This window comes from Aequorivita vladivostokensis (assembly GCF_000952855.1).
Classification (GTDB): Bacteria; Bacteroidota; Bacteroidia; order Flavobacteriales; family Flavobacteriaceae; genus Aequorivita; species Aequorivita vladivostokensis.
The window spans coordinates 314767-336350 of record NZ_JSVU01000004.1 but is presented as its reverse complement, the minus strand read 5'-3'; the positions used below and the strand labels follow the sequence as shown (position 1 = coordinate 336350).

At 40.7% G+C, this 21584-nt stretch carries 16 protein-coding genes and 1 pseudogene; 8 read left to right on the top strand and 9 right to left on the bottom strand.

Annotated elements, in window-relative coordinates:
* Nucleotides 1-101: 101 nt before the first annotated feature.
* A complete protein-coding gene (locus tag MB09_RS08535) occupies nucleotides 102-566 on the top strand; it encodes a CBS domain-containing protein (RefSeq protein ID WP_045080473.1) in 465 nt (154 codons plus the stop codon).
* A 59-nt stretch (nucleotides 567-625) separates the two neighbouring features.
* On the opposite strand, the gene MB09_RS08530 is transcribed toward MB09_RS08535, so the two are convergent.
* Nucleotides 626-1147, bottom strand: coding sequence for a TMEM175 family protein (locus MB09_RS08530; protein WP_317619479.1), 522 nt, complete (start codon nucleotides 1145-1147; stop codon nucleotides 626-628).
* Nucleotides 1148-1398: 251 nt separating this feature from the next.
* On the opposite strand from MB09_RS08530, the gene MB09_RS08525 reads away from it, so the two are divergent.
* Together MB09_RS08525 and recQ are read left to right on the top strand one after the other, a co-directional pair.
* Nucleotides 1399-1734: a single-stranded DNA-binding protein gene (locus MB09_RS08525; protein ID WP_045080472.1), complete on the top strand. Its 336-nt coding sequence runs from the start codon at nucleotides 1399-1401 to the stop codon at nucleotides 1732-1734.
* A gap of 74 nt (nucleotides 1735-1808) precedes the next feature.
* Nucleotides 1809-3887, top strand: a complete 2079-nt coding sequence (recQ, locus tag MB09_RS08520; RefSeq protein WP_045080471.1) for a DNA helicase RecQ — start codon at nucleotides 1809-1811, stop codon at nucleotides 3885-3887.
* Between the two features lie 189 nt (nucleotides 3888-4076).
* Here the strand turns inward: recQ and MB09_RS08515 are convergent.
* Nucleotides 4077-5015 (bottom strand): annotated as a pseudogene (locus tag MB09_RS08515) (histone deacetylase); the annotation flags it as partial.
* Between the two features lie 109 nt (nucleotides 5016-5124).
* On the opposite strand from MB09_RS08515, the gene MB09_RS08510 reads away from it, so the two are divergent.
* Nucleotides 5125-6366 carry a peptidase U32 family protein gene (locus tag MB09_RS08510; protein WP_045080470.1) on the top strand — a complete coding sequence of 414 codons (1242 nt, stop codon included), beginning with the start codon at nucleotides 5125-5127 and terminating at the stop codon, nucleotides 6364-6366.
* Nucleotides 6367-6597: a ferredoxin gene (locus tag MB09_RS08505; protein WP_045080469.1), complete on the top strand. Its 231-nt coding sequence runs from the start codon at nucleotides 6367-6369 to the stop codon at nucleotides 6595-6597. It begins immediately after the preceding gene.
* Here MB09_RS08505 and MB09_RS08500 read toward each other — a convergent pair.
* The 4 genes from MB09_RS08500 to metG all read right to left on the bottom strand — a co-directional run bounded on the left by MB09_RS08500 (nucleotide 6594) and on the right by metG (nucleotide 13408).
* The gene (locus MB09_RS08500) at nucleotides 6594-7496 is read right to left on the bottom strand and encodes a DMT family transporter (RefSeq protein ID WP_045080468.1); all 903 of its coding nucleotides are present in this window, start codon (nucleotides 7494-7496) and stop codon (nucleotides 6594-6596) included. The two genes, MB09_RS08505 and MB09_RS08500, sit on opposite strands and share 4 nt — an antisense overlap.
* Before the next feature lie 90 nt (nucleotides 7497-7586).
* Nucleotides 7587-9737 carry a Tex family protein gene (locus MB09_RS08495; protein ID WP_045080467.1) on the bottom strand — a complete coding sequence of 717 codons (2151 nt, stop codon included), beginning with the start codon at nucleotides 9735-9737 and terminating at the stop codon, nucleotides 7587-7589.
* Nucleotides 9738-9754: 17 nt separating this feature from the next.
* A complete protein-coding gene (locus MB09_RS08490; protein ID WP_045080466.1) occupies nucleotides 9755-11224 on the bottom strand; it encodes a hypothetical protein in 1470 nt (489 codons plus the stop codon).
* A 15-nt stretch (nucleotides 11225-11239) separates the two neighbouring features.
* On the bottom strand, nucleotides 11240-13408 hold the full coding sequence (gene metG, locus MB09_RS08485) for a methionine--tRNA ligase (RefSeq protein ID WP_045080557.1): 2169 nt from the start codon (nucleotides 13406-13408) through the stop codon (nucleotides 11240-11242).
* An 84-nt stretch (nucleotides 13409-13492) separates the two neighbouring features.
* Between metG and MB09_RS08480 the strand changes: the two genes are divergently transcribed.
* Nucleotides 13493-14428, top strand: coding sequence for a S66 peptidase family protein (locus MB09_RS08480; RefSeq protein WP_045080465.1), 936 nt, complete (start codon nucleotides 13493-13495; stop codon nucleotides 14426-14428).
* A 6-nt stretch (nucleotides 14429-14434) separates the two neighbouring features.
* Nucleotides 14435-14797 (top strand): YraN family protein, encoded by a 363-nt coding sequence (locus MB09_RS08475; protein ID WP_045080464.1) that lies wholly within the window; start codon nucleotides 14435-14437, stop codon nucleotides 14795-14797.
* Nucleotides 14798-14925: 128 nt separating this feature from the next.
* Here the strand turns inward: MB09_RS08475 and MB09_RS15460 are convergent, their stop codons facing one another.
* Complete coding sequence (locus MB09_RS15460; protein WP_052671325.1) at nucleotides 14926-15738, bottom strand: helix-turn-helix domain-containing protein; 813 nt, start codon at nucleotides 15736-15738, stop codon at nucleotides 14926-14928.
* Nucleotides 15739-15933: 195 nt separating this feature from the next.
* Nucleotides 15934-19275: a transcription-repair coupling factor gene (gene mfd / locus MB09_RS08465; protein ID WP_045080463.1), complete on the bottom strand. Its 3342-nt coding sequence runs from the start codon at nucleotides 19273-19275 to the stop codon at nucleotides 15934-15936.
* A 61-nt stretch (nucleotides 19276-19336) separates the two neighbouring features.
* Between mfd and MB09_RS08460 the strand changes: the two genes are divergently transcribed.
* A complete protein-coding gene (locus tag MB09_RS08460) occupies nucleotides 19337-20731 on the top strand; it encodes a dihydrolipoyl dehydrogenase family protein (RefSeq protein WP_317619478.1) in 1395 nt (464 codons plus the stop codon).
* Between the two features lie 46 nt (nucleotides 20732-20777).
* Here the strand turns inward: MB09_RS08460 and MB09_RS08455 are convergent, their stop codons facing one another.
* A complete protein-coding gene (locus MB09_RS08455; RefSeq protein WP_045080461.1) occupies nucleotides 20778-21581 on the bottom strand; it encodes a hypothetical protein in 804 nt (267 codons plus the stop codon).
* Nucleotides 21582-21584 lie beyond the last annotated feature (3 nt).

Here is a 21584-nt window from a genome sequence, read left to right as displayed (position 1 = left end):
TCAGCAAGTCGAGTTTTAGCGCTATTTGGCATTAACTTGGCGACCCCATGACCTAATTTAATAAAATTGCTTATATTAGAAGTTCGCAAAAATTTGATATTATGGGAATTAAAAGTTTTATTGGCAGAAGGGCAAAGCCAATCAAGAAGGTCTCTTCGGAAAAAGTAAAGGTCTCTGATTATATGACCCGCAATCTGGTAACCTTTAAGCCCGAACAATCTATTCTTGAGGTAATGGAAGTACTTTTGAAGAAAAGGATTTCCGGTGGGCCCGTGGTTAATGATAAAAATGAATTGGTAGGTATTATTTCTGAAGGCGACTGCCTGAAAGAACTGAGCGATGCGCGCTACCACAACCACCCCATGGAAGATGTAAAAGTGGAGCACCATATGATTAAAAACGTGGATACCATTGATGGTGAAATGAACGTCCTGGACGCCGCAAACAAATTTTTGGAATCAAAACACCGCCGGTTTCCTATTTTGGAAAACGGTAAACTTGCAGGCCAAATCAGTCAGAGCGACGTACTGCGTGCAGCCATGGAACTGAAAGGGCAAACGTGGTAGCTATTCCTTTTCCCTAAAAACTATTTCAATCCGCTTATCGGGTATCAACCACATCAACGCTACCAAACATACAGCGTTCCCGCAATCCATGGATTGTAAAATGAAGAAATAATTGCGACGCTATAAATTATGGGCGACGCTTTTCCCTTTAAGTCCTTTCCTAAAGCCTTGGCCAACAGGGAATCTTTTCCCTGAACGGCCAAAATTCTATTCTGAAGAATAAAATAAGCAATTGCTGCCATTAACAACACGCCACCGTACATCGCCATAGGCAGTTCGGCAAAATGGTTCTCGCCCACCCAGCCCGTAACAAAAGGAATTAACGAAAGCCAAAACAATAAATGCAGGTTTGCCCAAAGTATTTCCCCGCTCACCTTTTCTACGGCGTGCATCATGTGGTGGTGGTTGTTCCAATAAATTCCCACATAGATGAAACTTAAAACGTAACTGAGGAATACGGGCAACACGGGCGCCAAATCACTAAGCTCAGTTCCGTGCGGCACCTTTAATTCCAATACCATAATTGTAATTATTATGGCGAGTACTCCATCGCTAAAAGCTTCCAATCTGCTGCTGTTCATAACGGATTTTTTATGTTAATTTTAAAAGAAGTGATTTTTCAACATTTTAAAGTACAGAAATTTTTATAATTATCTAATTATTTATATTCCTGAATTTCAATAATATATTCGTTTTCAAACGCTTACAAACAACTATAAACGAAAGTAAATAAGTAACAACCAACTAAAATTTGGAAGCCATCGTACGTTTGTCCTGTCGAATAAAATGAAATTCGATAGTATCAATTGTTTAATATTAAATTTTAGAAATCATGAACGCACTTAGAAACAAAGTACAGTTGATTGGAAGATTGGGCCAAGACCCAGAAATCGTAACCTTCGCCGATGGCAACAAAATGGCAAAATTCTCCATGGCCACGGACGACAGTTATAAAGACAAGAACGGACAAAAAGTGGAACGTACCTACTGGCACAATGTGGTGGTAAAAGGCGGCCTCGTTAAAGTAGTCGAAAACTACATAACCAAAGGCCAGGAAATTGTAATTGAAGGAAAACTTACAAATCGTTCCTGGGACGATAAGGAAGGCAACAAACATTATATCACCGAAGTATTTTGCAACGAGCTGGTCATGCTGGGGAGTAAATAAATGACCGGCCATTCAAGCCCCCGCTTTTGGTGGGGGCTTAATTTTTTAAAGTTTGAATCGCTATTTTTACAAAAATGGAAACAACTGCCCAGCTAAATAAGTTCGAGCTGCTAAAAACGCATTTCGGATACGACAGCTTTCTTCCCAATCAGGAAGAAATCATAAATAATGTATTGGACCAAAAAGACACAATTGCCATTATGCCTACGGGCGGCGGTAAATCGTTGTGCTTTCAATTACCTGCTTTGGCCTTGGATGGTACGGCGATAGTTATTTCTCCATTAATTGCTTTAATGAAAGACCAGGTTGATGCCTTAAAAGCAAATGGCGTTCCGGCCCAGTTTTTCAACAGTTCGCAACCGTACGAGGAACAACAGCAAGTTTTAAGGGAATTACAAAGCGGAAATTTAAAGTTGCTTTATGTAGCGCCCGAGAGTCTTCCGCAGTTGAATTTTATTCTGAAGACAATAAAAATCGGTCTTTTTGCGGTTGATGAAGCACACTGTATTTCCAGTTGGGGGCACGATTTTCGGCCTGCCTATACCCAACTTAAAAGTTTGAAGGAACAATTTCCAAACGTTCCATTAATAGCCTTAACTGCGACCGCAGACCGCGCCACCCGGGAAGATATTGCCGTGCAGCTCGCTATTCCCAACGCTGAAACGTTTATCGCTTCCTTTGACAGGCCCAACCTTTATTTGGACGTTCGTCCCGGTCAAAACCGCAACAAGCATATTTTTGATTTCTTAAGAAACCATAAAAACGAATGCGGCATCATTTACTGTCTAAGCCGAAAAAGTACCGAGAAACTCGCGGCCACCCTTTCGGCAAAAGGCTATAAAGCGGAAGCATACCACGCAGGCTTGACTTCCGAGGAAAGAACGCAAATACAAGAGAATTTCATCAACGATATTTCACCTATAATCGTCGCGACCATCGCCTTCGGAATGGGCATCGACAAAAGCAACGTACGCTGGGTAATACATTATAACATGCGGAAAAATATAGACGGCTATTATCAGGAAATTGGTCGGAGTGGCCGCGATGGACAGCCCGCGCACACCATCCTGTTTTACAGTTTTGCAGATGTCATTATGCTTCGGAAATTTGCCGAGGGCTCCGAAACTGAGGCCTATCAATTGGCAAAACTGGAACGCATGCAGCAATACGCCGAAGCCTTGAGTTGCCGTAGAAAGGCGTTGCTCGGCTATTTTGGTGAGCACATCACCGAAGATTGCGGCAATTGCGATATCTGCAGAACACCGCCCAAATATTTTGACGGCACGCTTATCGCTCAAAAAATCTGTTCGGCAGTGGCGCGATTACAGGAGCAGGAAGCCCTTGGGATGGTTTTGGATGTGTTACGAGGCGCACAAAACGCACAGGTTTACGATAAAGGCTATCAAAACATAAAAACCTACGGAGCGGCCAAGGACATTGCATGGCGCGACCTGCAACAGTATGCCATCCAACTTTTAAACCAAGGGGTTTTGCAAATTTACTTCCACGAAAATGGCCGGTTATTGCTCACGCCCCTCGCCAAAAAAGTTTTGTTCGAAGGCAAAAAGGTACGTTTGGCAGTTATCATTCAAGAAGTGGAAACGGTAAAAACCGAACGGGCGCCGAGAAAACGAGCCGAACTTTTCGATAAACTGAGGGAACTTCGCTTGAAGTTGGCACAAGAAATAAACAAACCTGCCTTTGTGGTTTTCAGCGACGCAACCTTGGAAGATATGGAACACAAAAAACCGCGAACCCGTGAAGCATTTGCAGAAGTTTCAGGAGTTGGCGAGGCGAAACTTGAAAAATATGCAGATGATTTCCTGAAAGTCATCAATCGGCATTTGGATGGTTTGGAGAGCAATCTTCCAACCCACGAACGCAGTTTTAAAATGTTTGCCGAAGAAAATCTTTCACCGTCCGAAATTGCCGCAAAACGTGGTCTTTCCGAAGATTCCATTTATGGGCATTTTATAAAAATGCATCAATTGGGAAATGATTTCGAATTTTCGCAATTCATTACTTCGGAAGAAATCCAGCTAATAAAAGATGCCAAAATAAAACTTGAAAACCCCGAAGCACTGAAACCATATTTTGAATATTTCGAAGAAAAGATGCCGTACTGGAAAATAAAAATGGGGCTTTATCTCTAAATTTCAATTTTTTGAATTTGGCTTTATTTCCAAATTCTCAAACCGTTGCAAACGCTGTTCCTCTGTCATATCAAAACACGGGCAGCGTTTGCAGCGTTTATGCTCTCCTTTTTTTAGGTATTTTTCGCAGCATTCCTTTTTTAGGCCTTTTTTCTTTTTATTATCTTTTTTCTTCTTCCCCATGATCCAAAAGAAAATTTCCTGTGCCATCCTAAACGTATTGGCATGCGCCTCAATGATAATTTTTATTTCCGGCGAGTAGCCGCCACCCATACTCACCTGCACCGGAATTTTCAAATCTTTGCAAAGCTGCAGCACAAAACGATCGCGCGCCTTGCATCCTTCCACCGTGCAGTTCAGTCTTCCCAACTTATCGGTTTCCAAAATATCCACGCCAGCCAAGTAAAAAATGAAATCCGGGTTCTGCGCTTCAATTAATTTTGGCAAGGTTTCCTTCAATTTCTGAAGATAAATTTCATCGCCAGTTCCATCGGGAACGGGGATATCCAAATCGCTTTTCTCCTTTTTGAAGGGATAATTGCCCGCACCGTGTATTGAGAAAGTAAAAACCTTTTCTTCTTTTTCAAAAATCTTGGCCGTCCCGTTGCCTTGGTGCACGTCCAAATCCACAATTAAAATTTTTTTAACAACACAATTGCGGGCCTGCGAAGCAATCTGCCCATCATGTTTGTATTTCTTTAATAAATACTTCGCCGCAATTGCTTGGTCGTTCAGCAAACAAAACCCTTCGCCGTGGCCTGCATAGGCGTGATGCGTGCCTCCTGCTATGTTCATCCCGACGCCATATTTTAAAGCATATTCACAGCCGTCAATCGTGCCTTGGGAGATTACGCGCCCTCTTTTTACGAGCGTTTCCGAAAGTGGAAAACCGATTTTTCTAACGGCACTTTTGTCTAACGTTAGATTCATCAGATTTTCAAAATATTCCTTGGTATGCACCGCCAGAATTTCTTCTTCGGAAAGTATTCCAGGCTCAAAAAAGTTTTCAGGTCTGCAAGTTCCTTCGTGCAACAATTGCTGTGGCAAAAGTTCATATTTTTCCATCGGAAAGCGATGGCCGGGCGGCAATTGGTATTTATAAATGGGATGGTACGCTATTTTCAGCATTTTGAAATTTTATTGAAACGTTTTCAAGCAAAGTCTTAAACCTAACAAATATCATATTTTATAAAGAAGCGATGCCCGACTTTTGTGGCAATTTTCAATTTTTAAGCAAATGACTTCCTCCGGAAAAATAGAATTGATGGCTCCGGCTGGCAATTTTGAATCGTTACAGGCCGCGTTGGACAATGGCGCGGATTCTGTTTATTTTGGCGTTGAACAGTTAAATATGCGGGCGCGGGCGAGTATCAACTTCACCATTGCCGATCTGCCCGAGATTGCCAAACGTTGCAAAAAGAAAGGCGTTCGCACCTATCTTACGCTAAACACCATCATTTACGACCACGATCTGTCACTGATAAAAACTCTATTGGATACCGCCAAAGCCGCGGATTTGACTGCCGTTATCGCGATGGACCAAGCCGTGATTGCCTATGCCCGGCAAATTGGGATGGAAATTCACATTTCAACCCAAATAAATATTACCAATATTGAAACGGTAAAATTCTATGCGCTGTTCGCCGATACTATGGTGATGAGCCGCGAGTTGAGCCTTCGGCAAATAAAAAAAATAACCGAACAGATAGAAAAGGAGCAGGTAAAAGGCCCATCGGGAAATCTGGTGGAAGTGGAAATTTTCGGCCACGGCGCCCTTTGTATGGCCGTTTCGGGGAAATGTTATTTGAGTCTGCATTCACACAATTCCTCTGCAAACCGCGGAGCCTGCAAGCAGAATTGCCGCAAAAAATACACGGTAATCGATCAGGAAACGGGCTTTGAGATTGAACTGGACAACGAATATATGATGTCGCCCAAAGATCTTTGTACAGTAGATTTTCTGGATGAAGTGATTGAAACGGGCGTAAAAGTCCTCAAAATTGAAGGGCGTGGCCGCGCCCCGGAATATGTGGCAACAGTAACCAAAACCTATCGCGAAGCCATTGATTCGTATTACGACGGAACCTATTCCGAAGAAAAAGTGGAACAGTGGATGGCCGAATTGGCCAAAGTATATAACCGCGGATTTTGGGGTGGTTATTATCTGGGCCAAAAGCTGGGCGAATGGAGCAATACCGATGGCTCACAGGCCACGCAGAAAAAGGTGTACATTGGCAAGGGCGTGCATTATTTCCCAAAAACCAAAATCGCCGAATTCAAAATTGAAGCCTTCGATTTAAACTTGGGTGACAAAGTTTTAGTTACCGGACCAACTACCGGCGCCAAAGAGTTTGAGCTTTCAGAAATGCTTGTAAATGACAAGTCGCTTTCCACGGCAAAAAAAGGCGATTCCTGTACCATCCCAACGCCGTTTAGAATACGCCCGTCGGACAAACTGTATAAAATAGTAGCTCCCTAAATGGTCGTGGTAACCCTGCAACGGAACAAGTGCATCGGCTGCAATTACTGCGTGGAGCTGGCTCCGGCCTATTTCAGAATGTCTAAAAAGGACGGTAAATCAGTTCTACTGCATTCCGAGGAAAAACGAGGATTTTTCACCTTAAAAATTGCGGACAACGCCCAATTTGAAACTTGCGAACTCGCCGCAAAAGCGTGTCCGGTAAAAATTATTTCAACTAAATTGATCTAGTCATTTGAAATAATTTCAGCCGCTTCTCCCTCTTTGCCAATAATCGGGATTTTCTTAGAATAGAAAGTTACCCTTATTCCGAATAAAAGAATAATTCCCCCAACAATCATTTGCAGGGTTACTTCCTCATTTATAAACATCCACGCGAAGATTGTGGTCAAGACCGCTTGCCCCAGCAAACTTACCGAAACCCGCGTTGCGCGCATGTGTTTGGTTGCATAGCCCAAGAGCAACCAAGCCGCCAATTGGCAGACCAACCCTTGAATTATCAACGAAATCCAGCCCATTTCCCCAAAACCCGTAAAAGGTTCATTCATAAAATAACTAAGTATTCCCAGAAAAACTGCAGAGGTCAAAGTACTTAAGGTGATAAAAGGCAGCACCTCAACGTCGTAAAGTACAAACTTACTTACCAGCATATAAATGGCATAAAACACACCGGAAAGAATTGCGAAAACAAAGGCGAGATTGAAGTCTAAATTCACAAAAAAGTGGAAACCCACTAAGGTTATCATCCCAAAAATCGCGATGACCGTTCCTACCCAAAAGTTTCGCGTAGGTTTATTCTTTAAAAAGAAAAACGCACCAATACCCACCCAAACCGGGGAAAGATTGGTTAGCAATGTAGCCTGTGTAGCCGTGGATTCCTGGATGGAAATGTTCCAGACCGCTACGTCAAGGGCGAATATAGCGCCGCACAGCATTGTGAGGAAAAGCAATTTTACCGAAGGAATTTTGAACTTTCCGGATAAAAAAGTAAACGGAACTAGCACCGCCGCGGCAATTGCCATCCTGTAAAATGCCGAAACGATGGCGGGCGACAACTTGAGTTTCACCAAAATGGGGAAAATGGAAATACAAATAATTCCAATGACAAGGGCAATTCTGGGCTTTGTCATAACACTGAAATTGGAGGGATTATAATAAAAGCTGCAAAATTAGTCTTTAAAAACCAATGATTAATGATTTAGGTCAATATTAAAGATTAATTAACGTGTATCCAGTTGGTGAAGTTTTAGTTGAATGCGTTTTCTTTCCACATCCACATCAAGCACTTTTACAACAATTTGTTGGTGCAAATGAACGTGCTCGTTTACATCCTTTACAAAAGAATCTGAAAGGTTGGAAACGTGAATCAATCCACTTTCCTTTATTCCGATATCTACAAAGCACCCAAAATTGGTGATGTTATTTACAATTCCGGGAAGTAATTGCCCTTCCTGCAAATCGGTTATATTTTTAATATTTTGGTTAAAAGTGAACACTTTCGCTGCTTCACGAATGTCCAATCCAGGTTTTTCCAATTCATTTAAAATATCTTTCAAAGTTGGAAGACCTATTTTTTCTGAAATGTATTTTTCTAGATTTATTTTTTGAAGCAGTGCCTTGTTTCCTATCAATTCTGAAATTTTCACCTTTTCATCTTTCGCCATTTTCGAAACAACTTTATAGCTTTCGGGATGCACCGAAGAATCATCCAACGGATTTTTTCCATTTTTTATACGAAGAAATCCAGCGGCCTGCTCAAAGGCTTTTCCGCCCAAACGCGGTACATTTTTTATTTCTTCCCGGGAATTGAATGCGCCGTTTTCCTCGCGATAATTCACAATATTCTCTGCCAGTTTTGGACCGATGCCCGAAACATAACTCAGCAGCGGAACACTGGCGGTATTTATGTTTACGCCTACTGCATTTACACATAATTCCACCGTTGTATCCAGCGAACTTTTAAGTTTTGACTGGTCCACATCGTGCTGATATTGCCCAACGCCGATGGATTTAGCGTCAATTTTAACCAGCTCCGCCAACGGGTCCTGCAAACGGCGACCGATGGAAACTGCACCGCGAACCGTAACATCGTAATTCGGGAATTCATCTCTCGCAATTTTTGAAGCCGAATAAATGGAGGCGCCTGCCTCACTCACAACAAAAACCTGCATTGCATTTTTGAATTGGATTCGTTTTATAAATTGCTCCGTTTCCCGCGAGGCCGTGCCGTTGCCAATGGCAATTGCCTCGATTTTATGGGCATCAGCGAGCGAACTTATCTTTTTCATCGCGGTTGAAGTGTCGTTTTTTGGCGGATGCGGATAAATGGTTTCATTGTGGTGCAAATTTCCTTGCGCATCAAGGCAAACCACTTTGCAGCCAGTTCTAAAACCTGGGTCGATGGCCAAAACGCGCTTTTCACCCAAAGGCGAACCCAATAAAAGTTGCTTTAAGTTTTTGGCGAAAACGTTGAGGGCGGTTTCATCCGCTTTTTCTTTTGCGGCAGTTAAAATTTCATTGGAAAGTGCCGGAAACAATAGGCGTTTGTAGCTGTCCTCAATAGCGAGTTTTATTTGTTTTGAAGCCGCATCGTTTGATTTGACGATGCGTTCTTCAATTTTTGAAATTGCTTTTTCATCATCTATTTCTATTTTAATTCGAATAAATCCTTCGGAAGTTGCGCGCAGAATTGCCAACAATCTGTGGGAAGGGATTTTGTTTAACGCTTCGTTCCAATCAAAATAATCGCGGAATTTTTGGGCTTTTTCGTCATCTTCAAATTTCTTTACCACTTTGGTGGAAATGGTTGCGAAACGTTCCAATTGATTTCGAAGCATATTCCGGATATCGGTTCGCTCATTAATCCATTCGGCAATAATATGGCGGGCGCCTTCCAAAGCTTCTTCTTCGGAATGTATTTCGCCTTTTATGTATTTTGAAGCAAGTGAAGAAATTTCAGAACTCGAAATATTTCGGGTCTGCGCCATTATTATTTTGGCCAAGGGTTCCAAACCGTTTTCGCGAGCGGTATCTGCTTTGGTTTTTCGCTTCTTTTTGTAGGGCAGATACAAATCTTCCAAAGCAATCAAGTCCGTTGCTTCTTCAATTTTCTGCCGAAGTTCCGCAGATAAAACTTCCTGCTCTTCCAAGGATTTTAGAATGGCAATTTTTCGTTTTTCCAGTGCTTCAAATTGTTCCTTGAATTTTACGATTTCGCCAATTTGAACCTCATCTAAGTTTCCTGTTAGTTCCTTTCGGTATCGGGAAATGAAGGGAATGGTGCAATCTTCGTTTAAAAGTTTTACGGTATTCTCAACGCTTTTTGGGGGGAGTTGGGTTTGGGAGGTTATGAATCTGAGCAATTGCAACATTCTAAGATTTTATAGTATTAATTCTCAAATTCAACAATATTATAAACTTCACTTTTTTTGTTATAATATCCAAAATAAAGTTTGCCATTATGCGCAAAAACTTCTTCGGCACTTATTTTTTCGAAAGAATCTTGATACGCTTTAACCTTATCGAATACATTTTCAAGAGGATAACCTTGAATATGATTAAATTGGGCATCAAAAATAGATTCAATATAAATTGATTTCGTGTTGTTATAACTTCCGTAACTTGAATAGGTAGGGTTGAAATAAATTGAAACGACCATACCTCCAGCTGCACCGCCTACTACACCGCCTCCAGCCATCATCATTCCGCCGCCACCGCCGCCCAAAACCTGGGTACCGCCAATGGTCAATTGATAATTGTTATTAATTTGGGTAATTGCAATACCAGGCAAACCATTATTTACCTTGCGTAAAAACTGTGCGGTATCATCAAGATACCTAATCTCATTAATACCCATAAACATTCCATTTTTCTGATTTAAATTGGTGTTTTTGAAATTTATGGGTCTTTCTTTTGTTGCTCGAAACGACCTAATAATATCCCCAGTTTTAAAGTCTGAAATATTTAAAATTAGTTTATCATCGCTAACGGCAATTTGGAATAGTTTTTCCTCAAATAAAAACGAATTACTTTTTTCCAAATATTTGCCATCTACCATTTCTTGTGGAAACCTTTTTTCGGTTACTGAAAAATCCGACAAATCAATAAAATAAACCAAAGTAAAGGCTTCAAAATTATCGAAGATTAAAATAAGATTATTATCCTTAGCATAAAGCTTATTGAGTTTTGAGGTTGTTTCTAAAGAATTTGGGTTTTTATTATCGATTTCAACAATTTCGGGGACGAATGGTTCATTGAAGACGCTGCCTTTTCGTTTATCTACCTCATCAGGTTTATTGCGGCGCGTTAATAAATCTTTAATGGAAACCGGCTCGTTTATTTTCAATTCAGTTTTATGAAGTGTTCCGTTTTCCATTAATTCACGCACAATCAATCCTTCAAAATCATCATTTATTGAAAGCAAAAAAAACCGATTATTATGGGTTACGGTTTCAAGAACTTCTTCAGAACTAAGATTTATATCCAATTGTTCTGTTCTTGTTTTGCCAGTCTCAAAATCAAAATCCACAACACCGAGAAAGTGCTTATTTTCAGTTGCAAAAAGCGTAGTATAATGCGTACCCGTAACGCGATATCCTATAATATCTTTAAATTTTATTCGAAGACTTTCTGCTGTTATTGAGTCAGTGAGCTCAAAATTTTCATTAAAAAGATATGCCGCAACTGTTCTTTTATCTGGAATTACAAGCGCCAATTCACCTGTCTCTGAATTTGAAAGTGAAAAAGCTGTTTCTTCTTTTATAAAATTTGAATAGGTAATATTATCTAATTCAACCACCTGTTTTTGAGCAATTAAAGGTGCCGAAAAAATGACCCATGCGATAAGAATGTATTTCATAGCTTGCTAAAATTCTTAGTTGATAGTAGCCCCATTCTCAACCCCATCTTCCCCAGGGTTAACAAAAACCAATTTCCCGTCAGCATTTTCAGTCATTAAAATCATCCCTTGGCTTTCCACACCGCGAAGAGCTCTCGGCGCAAGGTTCGCCAAAACAGTAACTTTTTTGCCGATGATTTCCTCTGGTTTAAAACTTTCCGCAATACCGGAAACAATGGTACGAACGTCAATTCCTGTATCAACTTTCAACACCAAAAGTTTATCTGCTTTCGGCATTTTTTCGGCTTCAATTATGGTTCCAACGCGCATATCGAGTTTTGCAAAATCGTCGTATTGGATTGTTGCCTTCTGCGAGGCTAATTCCGAGGCTTTTTCAGCCGAAGGAATCTGCCCCTTGCTTTGCGAAATTTCAGTCGGAGCAACTTGTTCTTTTTCTACTTTATTATCCATTTTGGTTTGTTTCAATTTTTCTAATTGTGCTTCAATCTGCTCATCTTCTATTTTGCTGAAAAGCAATTCGGCCTTTCCAATTTTATGCCCCCCTCTGCCTAAAGGCATCTCCCCCGAAGGGAGAGAAAGTGTGGCTATATTTTTCCACGTAGGTTGTATTTTTAAGGCTTGGAAATTCAACATATTTTTCAACTTTTCCGAAGTAAACGGCAAAAACGGTTCACTTAATATTGCCAAAGCCGATGCAATTTGCAGTGCAACATACATTACGGTTTTGGTGCGTTCCTCGTCGGTTTTTATGGTTTTCCACGGTTCCTCGTCGGCTAAATATTTGTTCCCGAGGCGGGCCACGTTCATTAATTCTGCCTGCGCTTCGCGAAAACGGTAGCGCTCAATTGAACTCGCAATCACAGCGGGATAGGCTTTTAATTCGTTTAAAGTCTGTTCGTCAATTTCTGAAAAAGTTGCAGGTTCGGGAATAATTCCGTCGTAATATTTATCGGTCAAAACTATTACGCGGTTGATGAAATTTCCGAAGATGGCAACCAATTCGTTATTATTTCGAGCTTGAAAATCTGCCCATGTAAAATCGTTATCCTTTGTTTCTGGAGCGTTCGAAGTTAATGTATAACGCAAAACATCTTGCTGATTAGGAAAATCTTCCAAATATTCGTGCAGCCAAACCGCCCAATTTTTACTAGTCGAAATTTTGTTGCCTTCAAGATTTAAAAATTCATTCGCGGGAACGTTGTTCGGTAAAATATAACTTCCCTCCGCTTTCAGCATTGCAGGGAAAATAATGCAATGGAAAACAATGTTGTCTTTCCCTATAAAATGAAGGAGTTTGGTGTTTTCATCTTTCCAATAATCTTCCCAATTTTTGCCTTCTCTTTCCGCCCATTCCTTTGTTGAGGAAATATAACCGATGGGCGCATCAAACCAAACGTAAAGCACTTTTCCGTCTGCTCCTTCCACCGGAACGGGAATGCCCCAATCGAGATCGCGGGTAACGGCACGCGGACGCAAACCGTCGTCGATCCAGCTTTTGCATTGGCCGTAAACGTTGGTTTTCCAATCCTTTTTATGGTCAACGAGTATCCATTTTTTTAGAAAATCTTCATATTCGTTTAAAGGCAAAAACCAATGCTTTGTTTCTTTTAGAATAGGTACATTTCCCGAAATGGCACTTTTCGGATTAATTAATTCTGTAGCATTTAAACTTGAACCACATTTTTCACATTGGTCGCCATAGGCTTCCTCATTGCCACATTTTGGACAGGTTCCTGTGATATATCGGTCTGCTAAAAACTGATTGGCTTCTTCATCGTATAATTGTTCGGTAACTTCTTCAGTAAATTTTCCTTCTTCATATAATTTTTTGAAAAATTCTGAAGCTGTTTTATGATGGATTTCCGCAGAAGTACGCGAATAGTTATCAAAGGAAATCCCGAAATCTTCAAAAGATTTTTTGATAATGGCGTGATATTTATCCACTACTTGCTGGGGTGTAATTCCTTCTTTTTTTGCTTTAATGGTAATTGGCACCCCGTGCTCGTCGCTGCCGCAAATAAAAGCCACGTCTTTGTTTTGAAGCCTTTGGTATCGCGCATAAATATCGGCTGGCACATAAACACCCGCTAAATGGCCAATGTGAACAGGGCCGTTTGTATAAGGCAATGCAGCGGTAATTGTATATCTATCCGCCGTGGCGGAACTGTTTGAATTCTGGTCCATAATTTTTTTTGAAAGCCTGCCAAAATGGGCAGGCAGGCACAAAAGTACGTATAAATGTAGTAATTTGTGGTCTTAAATAAATCCATGATTACTCCAAATAAACTTCAAAAGGGCGATACGGTTGGCATAGTTTCCACCGCGCGGAAAATTTCAAAAGAAGAACTAACGCCCGCGCTTAAATTACTTGAAAAATGGGGATTGAAAGCTGTTTTGGGAAAAACCATCGGCGCCGAGGAAAACCAGTTTGCAGGTAGTGACGAATTGCGCGCTTCAGATTTCCAACAAATGCTGGACGACCCAAAAGTGAAAGCCATTTGGTGCGCCCGCGGGGGTTATGGCACGGTGAGGATTATCGATAAACTTGACTTTTCGGCTTTCAAAAAAACCCCAAAATGGATTGTTGGCTACAGCGATGTTACGGTTTTGCACTCGCACCTCCACAATTTTGGAATTGAAACGTTGCACGCGCAGATGTGTTTGGAGATTGAAAATAAAACAGAGGAAGCCAGGGAATCCATTCGGACAGTTTTGTTTGGGGAAGCATATAGTATTGAAATGAAACGGGCAGATTCCGTCGCTCCGCTCGGAATTTTGAAAGGTGTATTAATTGGCGGCAACCTCTCGGTTTTATATTCGCTTGTCGGAAGTGCTTCGGAAATGAACACCGATGGCAAAATCCTTTTTATTGAAGACTTGGACGAAATGCTTTATCACGTGGATAGAATGATGATGAATTTAAAGCGCAGTGGTTACCTCAAAAATCTGAAAGCCCTTATCATTGGAGGAATGACGGAGATGAAGGACAACAAGGTTTACTTCGGAAAAACCGCTGAGGAAATAATCGCGGATTTGGTGAAAGAATACAATTATCCAGTGATTTTAAATTTTCCCGCAGGGCATATCGCGGATAATCGGGCATTGATTTTAGGAAGGGAAGTTGAAATAAATGTTCAATCTTCAACTATCAATATTCAATTTTCAACCTCAAGAAAATCGTATATCGGCAATCATAAATCGTAAATCAAAATGGCCTCACACAACGAACTCGGAAAAATAGGGGAAGAAATAGCCGCGCAATATTTGCTTCGCAACGGTTATAAAATCCTGCGCCGAAACTTTTATTTTGATAAAGCGGAAATAGATATCATCGCCCAAAAGGAAGAAGGCACGGTTGTCATCGTTGAGGTAAAAACCCGTAACAGCGATTTCTTTGGCGATCCACAGAGTTTTGTAACTCCTTCAAAAATCAAACTTTTGGTAAAGGCCGCCAATGAATATATCGTTTCAAACGAGCTAAATGTGGAAGTACGGTTTGATATAATTGCTATTCTAAAAAACCAAAAAGCAGAAAAGCTGGAGCATTTTGAAAATGCCTTTTATCATTTTTAATCCTGATTCAAACCCCAAAGGTTTCAAAAACCATTGGGTTTTGTTCGTAACCCAACTTTGACAAAGTTTTAAACTTTGTCAAAGTTAATGCGCTTTATCCGCCGAAGAAATCTCTTCAAAAGTCTAAATCACGTTATTTCTTTCGTGCCTTCACTTTTCAAAAACTCCTCAATTTTATAGAGCAAAATTATCTGTAAAATCATAGCAGGAATTAAAAAGGCAAGCCCCAGCCATCCCATAAAAACTATAACAAATAGGATTCCGCTCACAACTTCAAAACCACCGGCTATTCCCGGGATCTTACCAAAGGGATTTTCCAATCGCATCACGGCCAAGCCAAAAATAATACTGCCAATTCCAAAGAAAATAGATTGTATAGTTATAACATATTCGGTGTAAAATGGTTCAAAGTAGAGTGAAGCCATATCGTACCCGTAAAATAAAACGGTTGTACCAATTAAAAAGAAAGCACCTATTTTCAACAAATAATTATTGAAAATTTTGCCGCTCAAAACAAAACCCCATAGGAAATAAATATAGGCAAGCATTACAATAAATTTCATACTGATATATGCGGCTTTTGGAATTATCAATTCATCTTCCTGAAATCGGGCATAGTCCACGGCAAATTCCACAAAGCCTGACAGAAAATAAATTATCCCGCAAATCCATGCCAATTTTATGTAAAAAATAGAAAAGCCAATATCTTTTAAATTGAAATTTTCAAAAGGGGAAGTTTCGGATTCTTGCAAGTTTTTCAAATCTTCGCCCAAAACATTTAAAATCGTTTTCAACGTAAAACTTCGGGGAGTAACTTCGCCAGCTTCAATACGTTGAATGGTCCGCACATTAATGTTGCATTGCTCAACAAGTTCTTCCTGTGTTAATCCTTTTTGTTTTCTAAGTTCTAAAATTTTTCGACCGAGTTCTGGTTGTTTCATTTGTCTATTATATTTGTTTCTAAAAAGTCAAATGGAACATCCTATTAGATATTTTGTCGTTGATTAGAAAAAATTAGCGGATGTTTCATTTTCTAAAAATTTATGAAGCAATAGTACGATGGCAGTAAAGATAGTGCAATATTTTCAAGTGAATTTCACCCGACATTTACCCGACATTCGTTGATTTTAAAGGGGTTATTCGCTAAAGGGCTCCAAAGCCCGAAGCGCTTTGTCAACAAAAGAAATACCTTCAAAAGTAAGCAACAACCGCAAGCCATTTCGGGTTTGTTTTTCCTTCATCGTTACTTTTTGTGGATGGCTTTGTACATATTGCAGCACTTTGGTAAAAGCTGCGCTTTGGTAAAATGCACTCTGCTGGTCTGCCACAAAATAACCGACCATTTTTTTCTGTTTCATCACAAGGCGTTCAAGACCCATTGAAATGGCAATCCATTTTATTCGAACGCTGTTCAATAAATCTTCGGCCTGTTTTGGCATTTCCCCAAAACGGTCCAGCAGTTCCTTTTCAAATTTTTGGAGTTCGGTCTCGTTTTTCAGCTCGTTCAATTTGGTGTACAGATTGAGCCTTTCGGTAATATTGTTTACGTAATCGTCAGGAAACAGCAATTCGAAATCTGTATCGATGGTCATTTCTTTTACGAAATTCTTCTTCGGCCCTTCCGTTTCTTCATAAAGGTTTTTGAATTCCTTTTCTTTCAGTTCCTCAATGGCTTCGGAAAGGATTTTTTGATAAGTTTCAAAACCTATTTCGTTGATAAACCCGCTCTGTTCGCCGCCCAATAAATCGCCCGCGCCACGGATTTCTAAATCTTTCATCGCAATGTTGATACCGCTTCCCAATTCAGAAAATTGTTCCAAAGCGGTTATTCGTTTTCGTGCTTCGTCCGTCATCGCGGAATATTCCGGGGTAATGAAATAACAAAACGCTTTTTTGTTGCTTCGGCCCACACGACCGCGCATTTGATGGAGGTCTGAAAGCCCGAAATTATTGGCATTATTAATAAATATTGTATTTGCATTTGGAACGTCCAGTCCACTTTCAATGATGGTTGTGGAAACGAGAACGTCGAATTCATTGTTCATAAATCGAAGCATTAAATCCTCCAATTTCTTTCCGTCCATTTGCCCGTGTCCGATCCCAATTTTCGCATCGGGCACCAAACGTTGGAGCATTCCGGCGACTTCCTTTATATTTTCTATTCTATTGTGAACAAAGAAAACTTGTCCGCCGCGCGAAATTTCATAGCGAACGGCATCGCGAATGCTTTCTTCCCCAAAACGAATGACGTGCGTTTCCACCGGATAGCGGTTGGGTGGCGGTGTAGTGATAACCGAAAGATCGCGCGCTGCCATCAAACTGAACTGCAACGTACGCGGAATGGGCGTCGCGGTAAGCGTTAGCGTATCCACATTTTCTTTGATGGTCTTTAATTTGTCTTTTGCCGCAACTCCAAATTTTTGTTCCTCGTCAATAATCAAAAGGCCCAAATCCTTAAATTCCACCGACTTGTTAACCAATTGATGCGTGCCGATTACAATATCGAGTTTGCCGTTTTTCAATTCCTCCAAAACAGTTTTGCGCTCTTTTGCGGTGCGGAAACGGTTGAGATAATCGACTTTTACGGGCATATCAGCCAAACGTTCGGAAAAAGTCTTAAAATGCTGAAAGGCCAAAATGGTGGTCGGTACCAAAACGGCGACTTGTTTTCCGTTATCCACCGCTTTAAAAGCCGCGCGAATAGCGACTTCCGTTTTTCCGAAACCTACGTCGCCACAGACCAAGCGGTCCATCGGGCGCTCGTTTTCCATATCCTTTTTTACGTCTTCCGTCGCGGTGCTTTGGTCTGGCGTGTCTTCATAAATAAAGGACGATTCCAGTTCGGCCTGCAGATAACTGTCCGGATCAAAAGCGAAACCTTTCAACGTACGGCGTTTGGCGTATAATTCAATTAAATTAAAGGCAATTTCCTTTACGCGGGTTTTGGTTTTTTGCTTTAGTTTTTTCCACGCATCGCTGCCCAATTTGTAGATTTTGGGCTCCTTCCCGTCTTTCCCGTTATATTTTGAAATCTTATGGAGCGAATGAATGCTGAGGTACAAAATATCACGCTCACCATAAAAAAGTTTTATGGCTTCCTGCATTTTTCCTTCTACTTCAATTTTCTGCAAGCCGCCGAATTTTCCAATTCCGTGGTCAATATGCGTTACGTAATCGCCCACTTCCAGATTGGTAATTTCCTTTAAGGTAATCGCTTGCTTTTTGGCGTAACCGTTTTTCAGTTGAAATTTATGGTAGCGCTCAAAAATTTGATGGTCGGTATAGCAAACTATTTTTAAATCGTCATCAATAAACCCTTGAAACAGCGGAAATACAATGGTTTCAAATTGTTCCACATTTTGCTGGGCATCTTCAAAAATATCGTGAAAGCGTTTTGCCTGTTGTTCACTGCTGCAGAAAATGTAGTTTTTATAACCCTTTTCAGAATTTTCATTCAAATTTTCAATCAGCAAATTGAATTGTTTGTTGAATGATGGTTGTGGTTTGGTTGAAAATGAAATCGAAATCGAATCTGAAATCGAACTATTCTTTAAATGAACCGTTGTAAATTCATTTAACTGCACCTTCAATAATTCCGAAGTACAGAACAATTCCGAAGGCTTTGCGCGTTTTATTTCTGAATCGATTGCGTTAAAAGCTTCAGTTGCTTTTTTGAAAAGATTGTCGATTGCGCTGCTGAATAGTTCTTCATTTTTTAGAAAAACCACGGTTTTGGAAGCGATGTATTTCAGAAAACTTTCACGGTTTTCATCCACCATTTTGTTTTCCACATTTGGGATAATGGCGACTTTTTTCACCTGTTCCAACGAAAGCTGTGTTTCCACATCAAAGGTCCGAATGCTGTCAACTTCATCGCCAAAAAACTCAATTCGGTACGGTTCGTCATTGCTGAAACTGAACACGTCCAAAATCCCCCCGCGCACTGAAAATTCGCCTGGTTCCGTAACAAAATCGGTTCTTTTGAAACGATATTCAAATAAAACTTCGTTTACAAAATCGATGGAAAGTTGATCGTTTACTGCAATTTTCAGCGTGTTTCGTTCCAATTCCTTTCGAGTAACAACTTTCTCAAAAAGCGCCTCAGGGTAGGTTACGATCAACGCCGGTTTTTTTCGGGAATTTATTCGATTTAAAACCTCGCTTCGCAACAAAACATTCGCGTTATCAGTCTCTTCAATTTGATACGGCCGCCGATAACTTCCCGGATAGAAAAGCACATTTTGGTCGCCCAACAAATTTTCGAGATCGTTTAAATGATAGGCAGCTTCTTCTTTATCGTTAAAAATTAAAAGAAAAGGCAATTCCGAAGTAGAAAAAGTTTCAGCAATTACAAGTGAAAGGGATGAGCCAACGAGCCCAGAAACTTGAATTTTATTTTCGGATGAAGCAATAGTTTCCCCCAGTTTTCGTGTTTGCGAAGACCGTGAATAAAGCGAAGTAACGAGTGTTTTGCTCATCGGGACGGCAAAGATAGTACGCTTTATTATTTTTCAAACTGCAAAATTCAACTTTATCATTTTGCTAACACAAATAACTTGGGCGTTTCTCTATTTTCGGTTTATGGCAATAAAAGAATACGATGTTTTTGTAATAGGAACCGGAACCGCCGGAAAAACTGTGGCGTTTGATTGCGCTGCGGAAGGAATGAAAGTGGCGATTGCCGACAACCGCGAATTTGGCGGAACCTGCCCAAATAGAGGCTGCGACCCGAAAAAAGTTTTAGTGGGAATTACGGAAGCTATGCAGCTTTCGGAAAATTTAAAAGGGGAGGGAATCGTTTCCGTTCCAAAAATTAGTTGGAAAGATCTTCAAAAATTTAAATGTGAATTTACCGATGCTGTACCTGCTTCCACCGAAAAAAAATTGAAGGAAGCCGGAATTGAAATGTTTCATCAATCGCCAAAATTTTTGGATGAAAACACACTTTCGGTAGAGGGAAAAACGGTGAAAGCGAAGAAAATCGTGATCGCTACCGGGCAAAAACCGATGGAACTGAAAATTCCCGGAAGGAAACATTTAAAAGTGAGCGACGATTTTTTGGAGTTGGAAGAACTGCCCGAAAGTATCGTCTTTGTTGGCGCGGGTTATATCGGGATGGAGTTTGCCCACATTGCCGCGCGCTGCGGTGCAAAAGTTACGGTAATTGAGTTTGAGGATCGTCCGCTCGGGCCTTTTGAAGCCGATATCGTTTCGCACCTCACAAAAGCTTCGGAAGAACTTGGGATTATATTTATTTTCAACGCAAAGGTTTCCGAAGTGGAAAAACTTCAGAAAAACTTTCGTGTTTCCTTCGAAAAGAATGGTAAAACCGAATCCGTTGACGCCCGAATGGTTTTCAATACCGCCGGCCGCGTGCCATCCATCGACGACCTGGATTTGGAAAAGGGAAATGTCGCGTTTGAAAAAAGGGGGATTTCTGTGAACGAATTTCTTCAGAATACAACTAATAAATCTGTCTATGCCTGTGGCGATGTTTCGGCGAGTGGGGCGTTACCATTAACGCCCACTTCCTCGCAGGAAGCGCGGATAGTTTCGTTGAATATCAGAAACGGAAACCACACAAAAATGGATTTCCCCCCGGTTCCTTCTGTGGTCTTTACCCTTCCGCAAGTTGCTTCCATCGGTTTAACTGAGGAAGAGGCAACGGAAAAAGGTTATGATTTTGTAGTAGAATATAAAAGCGTCCCGAAATGGTTCAATGCAAAACGTATTAATGACGAAGTTTACGCCTATAAAACGATCGTGGACAAAAAACGAAATATTGTTTTGGGCGCACATATAATTGCTTCCGAAGCGGGAGAAATGATCAATCTATTCGTGCTGGCAATGTGTGGAAAACTGACTACCGAAAATATTAAAGCCATGATTTTTGCGTACCCTACTTGGGGAAATGATATTAAGGGAATGGTTTAAAAGAGAAATTCCAAAGAATTCAAATCCCAAATTCCAAATTCCAAAATTACTTTTTAGAATTGAGATGTTCCCTTAATTTAATATTGGGGCTTGTAGCTCTATTTTTAAACCCGTGGTAACTGCTGCTTACAAACAAAACGGCGGCCACCGCAATTGCTGCATAGGCAACGGTTTTGCTCACGTTCCAATTGGCTACTGCAATTGCGGCCAAAGCCCACGTTCCAACCAAGGCAAATTCACGCATATTTCTTCGCCACGTTACCACCAAGTTTATTATTCCGGCAATAATAATCATCGTTACTGCCCAAGATACTTCACTGTAACCCCAGGCTTCCCAATTTATACTTTTTAAATATGCGGCTACATTTGCAATACTCGCAACCGTTACCCAACCGCTGTAAAAAACGAAGGGCCACCATAGGAAAGCGATTACTGAAATTGGCGCGTCCCAAAGTTCCATCCGGTTGTTCATCACGATCTTTAACAGTGAAAAGAGCAGCACGAAAATGGCGAGGATGGAATATTCCATATATCCGTAAAGCCAAAACGTAATCCACATTATATTGGCGAAGCAGGAAAGCACAAACCACCAGCCTGTTTTTAAAATAAAATCATCATCGCGCACTTTGCTGAAGAGGCTTCGGCTTTGGTAGATTATAAATCCCAAAAGCATCAAATAAATAAGTCCCCATATGGAGAAAGCATATCCTGCAGGCGTAAAAAGGTTTTTAGTAGCTTCGGAAATTTCGCCAATTGTGGTATTGTTTATCGCACCCGTGTTTGACAAATAATTGACGAAAACCGTTGTCACGAAAGCGATGATGTTTGCTATTTGTAGTGTTTTTTTCATAAA